Annotated in this window: 14 protein-coding genes and 1 other RNA gene; 9 read left to right on the forward strand and 6 right to left on the reverse strand. The window is 47.1% G+C overall.

Annotated features, from left to right (window positions below; translation table 11 throughout):
- Window positions 1–125: 125 nt before the first annotated feature.
- From ssrS to VF685_RS10595, 3 genes are all read right to left on the reverse strand, one after another.
- A non-coding RNA gene (gene ssrS, locus VF685_RS10585) (6S RNA) lies at window positions 126–309 on the reverse strand.
- Between the two features lie 97 nt (window positions 310–406).
- Entirely contained in the window at window positions 407–694 is a 288-nt protein-coding gene (locus VF685_RS10590) for a cell division protein ZapA (protein ID WP_104487367.1), read from the reverse strand.
- A gap of 2 nt (window positions 695–696) precedes the next feature.
- Window positions 697–1248, reverse strand: a complete 552-nt coding sequence (locus VF685_RS10595; RefSeq protein WP_005179239.1) for a hypothetical protein — start codon at window positions 1246–1248, stop codon at window positions 697–699.
- Between the two features lie 64 nt (window positions 1249–1312).
- Here VF685_RS10595 and VF685_RS10600 point away from each other — a divergent pair, with 64 nt between their 5' ends.
- From VF685_RS10600 to VF685_RS10620, 5 genes are all read left to right on the forward strand, one after another.
- Entirely contained in the window at window positions 1313–1942 is a 630-nt protein-coding gene (locus tag VF685_RS10600; RefSeq protein WP_127798882.1) for a UPF0149 family protein, read from the forward strand.
- 47 nt (window positions 1943–1989) lie between these two features.
- Entirely contained in the window at window positions 1990–3318 is a 1329-nt protein-coding gene (pepP, locus tag VF685_RS10605; RefSeq protein WP_127798884.1) for a Xaa-Pro aminopeptidase, read from the forward strand.
- Between the two features lie 798 nt (window positions 3319–4116).
- Window positions 4117–5325 (forward strand): 2-octaprenyl-6-methoxyphenyl hydroxylase, encoded by a 1209-nt coding sequence (ubiH, locus tag VF685_RS10610; protein ID WP_104487372.1) that lies wholly within the window; start codon window positions 4117–4119, stop codon window positions 5323–5325.
- Window positions 5322–6563 carry an FAD-dependent monooxygenase gene (locus VF685_RS10615; protein WP_127798886.1) on the forward strand — a complete coding sequence of 414 codons (1242 nt, stop codon included), beginning with the start codon at window positions 5322–5324 and terminating at the stop codon, window positions 6561–6563. The genes ubiH and VF685_RS10615 overlap by 4 nt, the downstream gene beginning before the upstream one ends.
- Before the next feature lie 176 nt (window positions 6564–6739).
- A complete protein-coding gene (locus VF685_RS10620; RefSeq protein ID WP_016659239.1) occupies window positions 6740–6988 on the forward strand; it encodes a hypothetical protein in 249 nt (82 codons plus the stop codon).
- 53 nt (window positions 6989–7041) lie between these two features.
- Here VF685_RS10620 and rsmI read toward each other — a convergent pair whose 3' ends face one another.
- Complete coding sequence (rsmI, locus tag VF685_RS10625; RefSeq protein WP_127798888.1) at window positions 7042–7887, reverse strand: 16S rRNA (cytidine(1402)-2'-O)-methyltransferase; 846 nt, start codon at window positions 7885–7887, stop codon at window positions 7042–7044.
- Window positions 7888–7898: 11 nt separating this feature from the next.
- Between rsmI and VF685_RS10630 the strand changes: the two genes are divergently transcribed.
- The 4 genes from VF685_RS10630 (at window position 7899) to VF685_RS10645 (ending at window position 10909) form a co-directional block, all read left to right on the forward strand.
- A complete protein-coding gene (locus VF685_RS10630; RefSeq protein WP_440203629.1) occupies window positions 7899–8867 on the forward strand; it encodes a penicillin-binding protein activator in 969 nt (322 codons plus the stop codon).
- A complete protein-coding gene (locus tag VF685_RS10635; protein WP_075167708.1) occupies window positions 8868–9290 on the forward strand; it encodes a YraN family protein in 423 nt (140 codons plus the stop codon).
- 61 nt (window positions 9291–9351) lie between these two features.
- Window positions 9352–10035 carry a BON domain-containing protein gene (locus tag VF685_RS10640; RefSeq protein ID WP_127798892.1) on the forward strand — a complete coding sequence of 228 codons (684 nt, stop codon included), beginning with the start codon at window positions 9352–9354 and terminating at the stop codon, window positions 10033–10035.
- A complete protein-coding gene (locus VF685_RS10645) occupies window positions 10025–10909 on the forward strand; it encodes an alpha/beta hydrolase (protein WP_127798894.1) in 885 nt (294 codons plus the stop codon). The genes VF685_RS10640 and VF685_RS10645 overlap by 11 nt, the downstream gene beginning before the upstream one ends.
- 11 nt (window positions 10910–10920) lie before the next feature.
- Here VF685_RS10645 and nudC read toward each other — a convergent pair whose 3' ends face one another.
- Both nudC and VF685_RS10655 read right to left on the reverse strand, forming a co-directional pair.
- Window positions 10921–11688: an NAD(+) diphosphatase gene (gene nudC, locus VF685_RS10650; protein ID WP_075167710.1), complete on the reverse strand. Its 768-nt coding sequence runs from the start codon at window positions 11686–11688 to the stop codon at window positions 10921–10923.
- Window positions 11688–13331, reverse strand: coding sequence for a chemotaxis protein (locus VF685_RS10655; RefSeq protein ID WP_163170281.1), 1644 nt, complete (start codon window positions 13329–13331; stop codon window positions 11688–11690). The genes nudC and VF685_RS10655 overlap by 1 nt, the downstream gene beginning before the upstream one ends.
- Between the last annotated feature and the right edge of the window lie 115 nt (window positions 13332–13446).

Raw genomic sequence — 13446 nt, forward strand, 5'->3', positions numbered from 1 at the left:
GGTTGTATCTACAAGAGGGCTTAACGGTTAGTTGGAAGCTTTAAAAGATTAGAGCGAGAGAATCATTACTTATAAAAAAGAGGAAATATAGAAATTCTGAGGACTGAATAGAGGATAAATCAGCTAAACCCTCCGACGGTGCCGCTGCATGTGTCGTTACCCTGAACCCGATGAGTTCAAGGTGGACGCGACGTATACTTGCTGGGCTTCCCACTCAGGGTGGGCATGCACTCTAAATATACAGAACGCAATCCATAAGTTTAAGTATCGGCAGGGGAATAGACCTGCTGGCGAACACCTCAGAGTTAGACTCAGTATAAAGGATTCAGCTTTAGACGCAAACCTATCGGCCTACAGAACTGTAAATTTAAGTGTCATTTGCACAGGCTTTATGCAAGTCAAAGCCTTATTCGGTCAGTGTTTCGACTTCTTCCAGAATTGTGGCCAGCAAGCGTTCACAATGGACATATTCCTGCAGGGACTTGTTCATTGACAGCACTTCCTGCATCAGCTCTAAGGCCACCATAATAATCAGCTTGCTTGGTTCCATGCGTGGTGCTTTACGACGGAATTCATCATATTTTTCATTCAGTAATTCTGCTGCACGTTCCAGATCCGCCCGTTTTTCAAGAGTCGTGGCCAGCTTGAAACTGTGTCCTAAAACACGTAAATCTACAGGAATTTGTTCACTCATGCTTAAGCTTCCTCGCTGACATCAGTTGGATGGGCCAATTGCTGAATTTCCTGGGCATTCTGGTCTTGTGCAGTTCCTAAAATGGCCAGACGCTGAATAATTGCCTCGACTTTGGCTTTGGCATGCTCATTCTTCTGCAATAAACGCTCACGTTCTTGCTGCAAAGATTGCACATTCTGCAAAGTCTGACGCTGTTCATTCTGCAACTTTTCTTTAATGACGCGTAGCTCGTTACGTTCGGCCAGCAATTCCTGAAAGCGGTTTTTGAGATCGGTGCAGCTTTTTTCCAGACGGCTATAACGGTCCGCCAATGCGGTCGCATCCTGATTTAACTGCTGAAATTGGGCCTGACTGGTGCTGAGCTGTTCACTTAAAGACTCAATTTCTTCTTGTTTTTGGGTAATCACCCCATTTCTTTGCACAATTTGTGCATGATGCTGCTCTTCAGCCTGTTGCTTGGCTTCAGCTAAAGATTGAGTTTCACTCTCATAATGCGCAAGTCGTGTTTTTAAAACACCAATATGCGCCTGTAGACGCTGTAATTCTTCTAACATATCGTGGTCGCACAGTCTTGCAAACAAAGGTAATATATACGAAGTATAGAGATTGGATAAGCGAATGCAAGACGATATTTCAGGTTGGTCCGAATGGTACCGCAATTTTTCTATGATTGAAGAAATTTCAAGTCCAAGTGAGTTACATGGTTTACTGACCGGTATAGTTTGTGTGACAAATGCACCAACTGAAGCCGAGTGGCAACAGATTCTGGCAACCCTGAATGTGCCCGAACTCAGCCCGGAAGCGCTGGATATTTTAACCGGTGAAGCGGAAGATGTAGCGCATGCTTTATCTGAAGATGAACTGGATTATCTGCCCCTGTTACCGGATGATGAACACGTATTACAAGAGCGGGTACAGGCGCTGGCTGACTGGTGTGCTGGCGTGGTACTGGGCTTTGGCCTGGCGTCTGGACATATCCGCAGCGATGAGCTGGAGCTGATTGAACATCTGCAAGATGTGGCAGCAGTCGAGTTTGAAGACTCGGACAATGACGAAGAAGGCGAAGAAAGCTATCAGGAATTATATGAATTTGTCCGCCTGATTCCGGTGAGCCTGTCGGTTGGCCGCAAGAAAATAGCGGTTGATGAAAGTTCTTTGTTACAAAACGTACATGCCAAGTCACGTCAGGTGGCTGCGCCAGAAAGCGGCAGTATTGTTGAAATGTTTACCCCACATCGTCCGAGCTGATTCGGGCGATACCATCCTCCCTTTATTTAGGCTGCGAAGAAAAATTAATGAAGAAACTGACCCAGGTAGAATTTAAAGAACGTCGTGACCGTCTGGCTGAACTGATGGGACCACACAGTATTGCCATTATTGCCACCAGTCCGGTGGCCATGCGTAACCGGGATGCTGACTATAAATATCGAACGGACAGCAGTTTCTTCTACTTGACCGGCTTTGCAGAACCTGAAGCGGTCGCGGTCATTGAAACCTATGAATCTATAGATGAAGGCTATACCTATAGCCTGTTTTGCCGCGAACGTAACCGGGAGATGGAAATCTGGAATGGCTATCGTGCTGGTATTGATGGTGCCATTGAACAGTATGAGGCCGATGAAGCCTATGCCATTGACCTGCTCGATGAAGAAATTCTGGAAAAACTGCTGGATAAAAACCAGCTCTTTTACCGTATTGGACAGAATGCCGAATTTGATGCGCGGGTGGCCAAATGGATTGCAGCTGCCAATGGCGAAAGCCGCCGTGGTACCTCGGCACCAGCGCAGGTGGTGCAGCTCGACCGGCTGGTCGATGAAATGCGTTTGCACAAAGACGCCAACGAGCTGGAACTGATGCAAATTGCCGCAGATATTTCTGCCGAAGCACATACCCGGGCCATGCAAACGGTTAAGCCAGGTATGATGGAATATGCGCTGGAAGCCGAACTGAACTATGTATTTGGCCGAAATGGCTGTGTTCCATCCTATAACAGTATTGTCGGTGGTGGTGAAAATGCCTGCATTCTGCACTATGTAGAGAACGACAAAGAACTGAAAGATGGCGATTTGGTGTTAATTGATGCCGCCTGTGAATATCAGTTCTATGCTTCAGATATTACCCGGACCTTTCCGGTGAATGGCAAATTCAGCCCCGAGCAAAAAGCGCTGTATAACCTTGTACTAGATGCTCAGCTTGCAGCAATTAATGCCGTACAGATTGGCAACTCCTATAAAGAACCGCATTATGTTGCGGTACGTATTCTGGTGCAGGGCCTGCTTGATTTAGGCATTATGCAGGGTGATCTGGACGAGATTATTGCGTCAGAAAGCTATCGTCAGTTCTATATGCATGGTACAGGCCACTGGCTGGGCATGGATGTGCATGATGTCGGAACTTATAAGGTTGATGGCGAATGGCGTGCTTATGAAGCCGGTATGGTGGTTACGGTTGAGCCGGGTCTATACATTGCCCCGGATGATGAAACGGTAGATCCAAAATGGCGTGGCATTGGCATCCGGATTGAAGATGATATTGTCGCGACCAAAAATGGTCCACTGAACTTAACTGCGAAAGTGGTGAAAACTGTAGACGAGATTGAAGCGTTGATGGCTGCGGCCCAATAAAAGCCGTACAGGTCAAAAGCCGGTCAGAAGATCGGCTTTTTTGATTTTGAATCAGCGTTAATGGGTTAAATAGAGATAGACATCCAGACTAATGAACGAAAATATGCCAAACCCATTTAAAAATATTGCCAACGCTATGAGGAAATACATAGCCTAAAACAAAACAGCAAATGACTGTAAAAATTACAATATGGGCTGAGCTTATTGTAAGGCTGAGATAGAGGGATGAAAAAATTGCTAACCCTAGCCCCAAAAAAATCCCGGCGACAGCGTAGTAAAATGCTGTAATAAAACGTTCAGTATGATCCATTTATTATCCTAACATTCTAATTATTTTAAGAAATTATAGTATAGCTTTTAGATTGAATAATAGAAGACTTAACTTGCGGCCGGAAAGCCATGAAACATCCATTGTATGCCCCACAACAGAACCAAGATTAAAACGACTAAAAAGATAAGTTCTAATTTCTTCATGTTTTAAATTTTCTACAATGAATAGCATACAGCTGATACGAATTCTTTAATTTATTTTATCTACGTCAGGGTTGTCGCTTGGTCAGCTTAAGTCTGGCGCTCCGGGCTTTGTATAGATGTTATATTGTACACCATTCCAGTGTCATCTTATGGAATAACATCTTTTAAACGGGATATATCGTCAGAACACGCAAGCGTTGAAGCTCGGAAATTCCAGCCATCCACACGAATCATTATAAAAATCCAATCCCTTGATGTAATATAAAATCAATCATGATTAAGATGTATCTAAACTTTTGAGATACCACAAATAAGGATTCAAGCATGCAACAAGAAGTCATCATCGTGGGCGGCGGTATGGTGGGGCTGAGTTTGGCGCTCATGTTGGCCAAAGCCAATATTGCGGTCAAACTGCTCGAAGCAATTCAATACCCGAATTATGATGATGCCAATCTTGCCCCGTATCACTCCAGTTTTGATGCCCGAAACAGTGCGCTGTCGCGTCGTAGCGTACAGATTTATCAGGAACTGGGCCTATGGGAAGCCTTACAGGAACATGCTGTCCCGATTCTGGAAGTGCACATTACCGAGCAGGGCAGTTTTGGGAAGGCGCGTCTGCAAGCTGAACAGGAAAAAGTCGAAAGTTTTGGACAGGTGATTGAAAATGCCTGGTTAGGCCGGGTGTTATTGACTCAGGTGCGCGCAGAGCCTTTAATTGAACTGATTGATGGGGTAAAAGTCACTTCCCTGACCCAAGATGCAGATCTGGCTTATCTGGAAGCGCAGCGTGGAAGTGAAGTCTTAAAACTGCAATCCAAACTGGTGATTGCTGCCGATGGCCGCGATTCATTCTGCCGTAAAGCCCTAGGCATTGGGGTGGATGAACATGATTATGATCAGGTCGCCATTGTAACCACCGTACAAACCTCTAAACCACACAATCATGTCGGTTTTGAGCGTTTCAGTCCTTTAGGTCCGCTGGCGTTATTGCCTTTGCCGGGTGAATATCGTCGTTCGGTGGTCTGGCCGGTGAAAAAAGGCACGGAACATGAATGGGTGGGGGAAGACAATGACCAGCATTTCCTTAATGCCTTGCAGCAGACTTATGGCGATCGGGCTGGAAAATTCCAGAAAACCGGACGCCGTTTTAGCTTCCCGCTTTCGCAGGTGCTGGCAGAAAAACAGGCAGTGGGCCGAGTAGTACTGATGGGTAATGCGGCACATACCATTCACCCGGTGGCCGGACAGGGCTTTAACCTGTGTATGCGCGATGCTTATGTGTTGGTGCGTTATTTAAAAGAACAGCTGGCTCAACAGGCCGATTTGGGCGATGCCGCCATGCTGCAAGATTATGAAAAATCCCGTCTGACCGATCAGCAGCGCGTGATCAAATTCTGTGATAGCGTGGTGCGTGGCTTTAGTAACCAGAATCCGGTGCTGAAACTGCTCAGAAATACCGGTCTGATTGCCTTTGATACCATTCCGGGAATTAAACCACTTGTTGCCAACTATGCCATGGGACTAAAAGCATGAACCAGACAGCACACGTATTAGATGCCGTTATTGTGGGTGGTGGTTTGGTCGGTGGCTTAACTGCATTATTACTGGCCCAAGGTGGGGTACAGGCCACTGTGCTGGATGCCGCACCAATTCTGGATACAGAAAAAACCTTAAGTATGGCCAATCCGCGCGTACTGGCTTTAAGTCAGGCCACCATCCATCTGCTAAAAAATGTGGGTGTTTGGGATAAACTGGCGCGTCAGCAGCCTTATACTGGCATGCAGGTCTGGAATAAAAATGGCTATGGCGAAATCAATTTTGGTCAGCCGGCAGAAAAAACACCCGGAGTGGACCAGGCGCTGGGTTCGATGGTGGAGCCGAGTATTTTAAATCTGGCCATTCAGCAAACCATGCTGACGCAGATTCAGGATTATCGCACGCAGGTCAAAGTCACCCGGATTGAGCAGGGGATTGGTGTCTGGCATATTTTCCTGGCCGATGGTACGAAGCTCAGCACCAAACTGTTAATTGGCGCAGATGGGGCCAATTCCTTTGTCCGCGAACAGGCCTTTATTGATCTGGATGTGCTGGATTATCAGCAGGCAGGCATCAGTTGTGCTATTCGAACTGTCCAGCCGCATCAGCATGTGGCGCGTCAGATTTTTCTGGAAACCGGCCCACTGGCATACCTGCCAATGAGCAGCCTCAAGCCTGAACAGGATGGCCATTGGCAATCTATTGTCTGGACGCTACCAGAGGATTATGCAGAAGAATATGCCGCGTTATCCGATCAGGAATTTACCCAGCTGTTGACTCGTGAAAGCCATCATATGTTGGGTCAAGTACTGGAAGCTACACCACGTGCCCGTTTCCCTTTAAAAGCCCGTGCTGCGCAGCACTATGTCGAGCCGGGACTGGCACTCATTGGCGATGCGGCGCATGTGATTCATCCACTGGCCGGGCAGGGCGTCAATATTGGCTGTCTGGATGCCGCAGTCTTGTGTGATGTTCTGCTGCATGACCGGGCACGTGGGGTCTGGGCGCATGAGCAGACCTTGAAGCGTTATGAGCATCGTCGTAAAGGTCAAAATGATGCAATGATGCACAGCATGTCTGCAATAGGCTGGCTGGAAACCACCCAGTTATTCCCGCTGGTCTGGGGACGTAATTTTGGCTTGAAGCAGGTTGAACAGCTGCCGGTGTTAAAGGATGCTTTTATGGCGCAGGCCAATGGTTTGCATCTGCTGAAAGACACGCGGTATGCGGTCTAGCTAGAAATAGTTATTTTTTAAACATTCATTAATACATGATTACGAATTTGGTTAAAAAAGACACGATTTTTTTGTCTTTACCTCTAGGCGAAAGGCGCAGAGATTGATAAATTTCTTCCTAATTGCATGACAACGTTCACCAGGACTCAATTGAGGTCATTTGCGGGGAGATTAAAATGACGGATATGAACGATTATGATGATGTAGAAGATACCACCGTCGATGACGATGAGGCAAAAGCGGCTGAAAAAGGTGCACTGGACAGCGAAGATGCCGTAAACGATGGTGATGTGGCGGAAGCAGAAACCTTAACCGTAACCGCTAAACAGAAGCAACGCCAAGCTTTAGAAGATGAAATTGCGGCCTTCTTGGCACGTGGGGGAAAAATTACTGAAGTCCCACCAGATGAGGCTGCACGCGAATAAGAAAAAAGCATCACTCCGGTGATGCTTTTTTTATTGCGAATCAACAGCCAGAATCAGTCATCATTGTTCTGGTTCAGTTCCAGCGCACGCTGATAGGCCACTTTTTTCTTGATTCCGGTTAAATCGGCGGCCAGCTGTGACGCGGCTTTCACCGATAAATCCTGCAATAGTCGGGTCAGCAACTGATCCAGTTTTTCCTGCTCCAGATCTTTTTCCGCGGTTGCACCACCCACCACCAGTACAATTTCACCTTTTTGCTGATGATGATCGGCTTCAATAAAACTGACCAGCTCACCCAGTGTCATCTTCTTGATGGTTTCAAAGGTTTTGGTAATTTCACGGGCAAAACCGACCGGACGCTCGGCGCCAAAAATACTGGCCATATCTTTAACGCTGTCCAGAATCCGATGTGGCGCTTCATAAAAAATCAGGGTCGCGGTCTGGTCTTTAAGTTTTTCCAGACTCAAGATACGCTGTGACTGTTTTGACGGTAAAAAGCCTTCAAAGCTAAAGCGGTCACTCGGTAAACCAACGGCACTGAGCGCTGCAATTGCGGCACAGGCTCCCGGAACCGGAATCACCCGGATATTGTGTTCTTGGGCGGCGCGGACCAGTTTAAAACCGGGGTCGCTAATTAGCGGAGTACCGGCATCACTAATCAGGGCCATATTTTCGCCGTTCAGCAGGCGCTGAATCAATATATCAATTTTGTTACTTTCATTATGTTCATGGCACGCCGTTAACGGAGTTGATATATTATAGTGCTTTAATAATTGAGCGGAGGTCCGAGTATCCTCTGCCGCAATAATATTTACAGACTTTAGAACATCAATCGCCCGATAGGTCATGTCGTCTAAGTGCCCAATTGGGGTGGCTACAACAAATAACTGAGCACTCATTAGGTTTCTCCATGTTTAGGCAAATTATTAATAACAATAAAAGACAGCTTCAAAAAGTAATTATCACCACGGCGCTGTTGGGCGCAGGACTTTCAATTGCCCAGGCCGAGATTCTGGTCATTCTACCTGAATCGGGTCCTATGGCGCGAGCCGGTTTCAGTATTCAGCAGGGTTTTATGCACGCTTATCAGGCATCGGGTGAGAAAATGCCGGTTAAATTGATTAATTCCGAGCAGCGCAAAATTGGTCCCTTGCTGCGTCAGCATGTTAATGCTAGAACCCGGGTGGTGATTGGACCTTTGGCACGTGCCGATGTGGAACAGTTAATTGCGCTGCGGCCCAAAGTGCGCACACTGGCCTTAAACGAGGTGATCCAGCAGCATCCACGGGTGTTACAGTTTAGCCTGTCAAAAAAAGATGATGCGCAGACCTTAAAACAGCTGTTCCAGAAAGATCAGATCAATCATTTGTATATTCTGCGTGAACCCGGCACCGAAGCTGAACATGAGCTGTTATTGATGTCTCTGGTGTCGCAGCTGGATTATCCGGTGGAGGTGGTAGACAGTCCGCCGAGGTGGCTGAAACGTCAGCAGGTGGTGTTATTGCTGGGTTCGAATGGCTGGATCAATCGCCAGAACAGGTTGCCCAAAAAGCGCTTATACAGTCTGGCCAATGCCGTCGAGTCACAGCAGCAGTTACCGCAAGGCCTGCAGTTTTGTGATGCGCCGGCTTTATATCAGTCCCAATGGGCAGATGTACAGGCCGGGATTCAGGCGGCCAAGGCGGAACACTTTTCTTTTCAGCGGCTGGTGGCCTTTGGTGGAGATGCCTGGCAGATCGCCAATTATTATCTGAAACAGCCACAATTAAACCGCATCGAGTTTGAAGGGCGAACCGGTTTAATCCGGATTCAGGACAACCAGATTCAGCGTATTCCGAAATGTTATGTGCAGCAGAAACAGCTGGTGCAGATCCTGTAAATGGCCAGTCAGCGCGCGCGTCTAGGCCAGTGGGCCGAACAGCAGGCTGCAATGTTATTAGAGCAGCAGGGTTATCAGATTCTGGCGGCCAATTACCATTGCCGTTATGGTGAAATCGACCTGATTGCCCGGCAGGATCAGCAGCTGGTGTTTGTGGAGGTAAAGGCGCGATCTTTTAGCGATTATGGCCGGGCGGTGGAGGTGGTTTCCATCTCCAAGCAGCAAAAGCTGATTAAAACTGCGCTGACCTATTTGAGCAATTCTGCACAATTACAGGATTTTTATTGTCGATTTGATGTGATTTGTTTTGATTTTACTGAACAAATTGCAAAAACAGTACAGCAAGATTTTTCCAATTTCACGTATGATCTGCAATGGATTGAAAATGCTTTTACTTTTGATTCAGAGTTCATTAATCTGTGAAGAGAATTGAAGCAAAGATGCTTGAAAACAGAAATGAATAAGTAATGAGGAGTCTTGCTGAGTGTTAAATCGTATCGCAATCACAGTGCTGTGTGTGGCAAGTCTATCCGGCTGTGCAAGTTTTATTTCCAGTGGTACGGGTTCTGCACCTGTAGGAACGGAAAGTGGCGCACGCTCACTTGGCCAGGTCTTTATTGATAACTCCATTGAACGTACAGCAAAAATTAATTTATATAAGCTGGATGCCCGTTTTAAACAGTCGCGCGTTAATATTGAAAGTTTCCACGGCAATGTATTGCTGACCGGTCAGGTGCCAGATGCACATTTGAAGCAGTTGGCGGAAGACAATGTACGCGCCATGAGTGATGTCAAAACCGTACACAACTATATTACCGTGGGCAACCAGATTGGTTATAACACCATCATGCAGGACACCACCGTGACCGCCAATACCCGTGGCCTGATTATGAAAGCGCCGGTGGTTTCCGACAGTAAAGTGCGAATTCACACCGAAGATGGCGTGCTGTATGTGATGGGCCGTTTGAATAATGCGGAAATCGCCGATTTAAATCAGGTGTTACAGCAGGTCGGTAATGTCACCAAAATTGTGACCTTAATTGACAATATTGAAGCCTCACAGGCCACATCTTCTGGTTTTGCCAGCCCGATGATGAATGTACAGCCGGATGTACAAACCCCGGTCGCCATTGATCCGGACCAGATCGAGCCAACGAATGCGCTCTAAGTTGTTCCAGTTTAAAACGCAGCTGCAATATCGTCTGGTTCAGGCCAAAAGTGTATATCAGGAATTCCGCCTGTATGATTTTGGCAGTTATGCCCTGAACCGTTTGACTCCACGACAGGGCTATACGGTAGAGAACGATCTGGCTTATGGAGCGAATGAACGCCATCAGCTGGATTTGTACCGGACTGCCCAGCCACGTCCCCAGCAGCCGTTAATTGTTTTTGTCCATGGTGGTGCCTGGTCACGGGGTGATAAAAAAGATTATCGCTTTGTTGGCGAAGCTTTTGCCCAACAAGGTTTTGATGTTGCCGTCATTAATTATCAACTGGCGCCGCAGAATATTTTTCCGGTCTATATTGATGACCTGACTTTGGCACTGAACTATCTGCATGATCAGCAGGCAGAGTTAAGGATTAACACCGATCAGATTATCCTGATGGGGCACTCGGCCGGTGCATTTAATATCATGTCGGTGCTGTATCATCCGCAGCCTTATGCGCTGAACTGCCGAGACAATATTCGGGCTGCGATTGGCTTGGCTGGTCCCTATCATTTTGACTATAAAGATGATCCGCTTTGTGCCGATGCATTTGATCAGACCATTCCTTATCATGATGTGATGCCGTATTACTTTGTGGAAAGTAATCACATTCGTCACTATTTGCTGGTGGCTGAGAATGACCAGATTGTGCATTTGAGTAATGCGGTTGATTTTGATCATGTGCTAAACAAGCATGGCAATCATAGTCAGCTGATCACCATTCCACGCACCGGGCATGTCAGTATTATGGGCTCGGTATCGAGTCTGTTTAGCCGTTATTTCAAGACCAAGCACACGATTATGCAGGCGCTGGAAGAAACGCTAAATTCCTGAGTAGTGTCTCTTTAGAGCCAGGCTTTGCTGTCGTCGGCGACGGCAGAGCCTTCGGTCACGTGTTTGATCATGGCATGGGCGATACTGCCTTTGAATGGAATATTCGGCAGCTGATCAAATTTAAAGAATTGTGCGTCGCTGATTTCTTCTTCCTGTAACTGCAGTTCACCACCGGCATATTCGGCTTTAAAGGCAATCATCAGGTTGCTTGGAAAAGGCCAGGGCTGACTGGCCAGATACTGAATATTCTTTAGCTGGATACCGACTTCTTCCGCGGTTTCACGGCGTACCGCTTCTTCCAAGGTTTCTCCCACCTCAACAAAACCGGCAATCAGGCCATACATATTGGTGGTGTTTCGCGCATTTTTGGCCAGCAGAATTTCATCTTCACCGCGGGTAATGACGGTAATGACACAGGGTTGTACACGTGGATATTGGCGATACTGGCAGACCGGGCAAACCATGGCATATTCGGTGGCATGCGCTTCGGTTGGATGGCCGCAGTGGCTGCAAAAACGGTGATTACGACGCCATTCTAGCAACTGGATTGCACGGCTGGCCTGTTCAAATTCGGCACTGTTCCAGAACTGTAACAGCTGGCGAATTGGCAATAATTGATAGCCTTCAGGAATGGGTTCATCGGGGAGTAAGTCGCGGGCAATCACCTGATTGCCCGTAGACAGGTCACTTGCTAATTTTTCAACCCGGGGCAGTTGAAACTGTTCATCGACCAGCAGTTGCTGTTGGTGAAAAATATAGGCAAGTGAGAGTTCAGACATTAGGCTACAGCTTTCAGTTTTTCGCTACTTGCCAATGCTACATCAAACATCGACTGTAAAACAGGCTGTTTGTTTTTTAAATTGTCAATCAGCATGTCGGCACCAGCCAGGGTGTCTAACACGGCATTCAGCTCGTCACTACTGAGCGTTTCACCGGCTTCGCATTTACGATAGATGAAGTCAGCGGCAGTCAGCAGCGCCTGCTGGCCTTTTTCTTCATTCAGGAACAGCAGGGCACCGGCCACTTCACGCAGCTGGGTACAGGTGTTTTCCAGTAAGCGCACATCCTGATCCTGAACGTGCTGCACCAGAATCTGCTGAGCCAGATCAATTAAGATTTTGGTTTCGCTCAGCAATACTTCATGCGCTTCATCTAAACGGTCCAGCGAAATGTGCATGTTGTTAACGCGCAGCTGTAAACGGCTAGAGGTATGATGACGCTCCAGCACCCCAATCGAGTTCATCGCTGATAAAATGGTGTTCATCAGCTGCTGGGCAAAGCTTTCTTCTTTGAGCACTTCGGCCTGACTCAAGGCGTAGGCCTGAACCAGCAGATCACGGTGGGCTTCATTCAGGTTCAGTACTTTAAAGATGTTGGCCAGATCTTTCAGCTTGGCCTGCAACTCCTGGGTTTTTTCAGGGGTCATGTTCTGGTAGTTGTATTCGATATCATTGCGAATCTGCGCCATTTCACTGGTCGCCAGAGCACTGATGGTCTGCATGGTTTCAAAATCCGGACCATACAGATGACGGCTGAACACCTGCAGCTGGGTATCGGTCAGCAGGTCTTCGCCAATATTCAGCTGTTCGCGGATGTGCTGGGCCACCTGATCTTCCTGGCTAATGCACAGGCTCAGGATGTTGGCCAGATCACTTAACTGGGCCTGGAAGCTGTCTGGCGCGGCAAAGTATTGACGCATATTCAGTTCAATACTGATTAAGGTACGTAAACGCGGTTCATTCAGCAGCAGGTTATCAATCTGGTTTAACGCCACATAGACCAGATTCCAGTATTGTTGGCTTGGATGCTGGGCGGATAGACCGGCTAAATAGGTGCCGACCAGTTTCATGGCTTGCAGATCCAGCTCGGATTCTTCCTGCTTCAGTAACTTGTACAGCGACAGTTTATACAGCTGATGCACATAGCCTGATTTTTCCAGACCGGGTGCTTGTGGCAATTTGAATTCCGGGTGAATACAGTCCAGCAGAGATTCAATATGCTGGCCTTCCTGGGTGAGTGGTTTACCCAAGGCACGTTCCAGACGGTTTAAGGTATCGAGCAGAAACTGTGGAATTTTAACTTCGCGCAGACAAATAAATTCGATGTAGCGCTTGAGCATGGTGGTGCCTTCACTTAAGGCAATCACGTCTTCAGTTTTAATTTGCGCCGGATTCCCCATAATCTTGCGCATTAATTCTGCTGAATATTGGGCAATTTTTGCCAGGCTCGACATATCAATCAGGGCCAGTACCTGGGCACATTGTTCAAACTGGTTGAGGGCATCATCAATCCCGAAAGGTAAAGTCTGATCTTCTGCCAAGGTGCTGACTGCGGATTCCACCAATTTGATTGAATTATCAACCTCATTTTTTATTATCAGTAACGCAGTCGGATCAAAATGAATAGAGGTTTGGTAAGACATGTATCTGCACCTTTCCTAGTGTTTTATCTGTTTATGGGCCTGCTGCAAAAACAGCAGACCTGTTTATCTTAACTATAACTGAACTAGGAACAGATTAAATACAAAAAATTACAAT

Source organism: Acinetobacter sp. Brlt_5 (assembly GCF_051949055.1).
Classification (GTDB): Bacteria; Pseudomonadota; Gammaproteobacteria; order Pseudomonadales; family Moraxellaceae; genus Acinetobacter; species Acinetobacter indicus.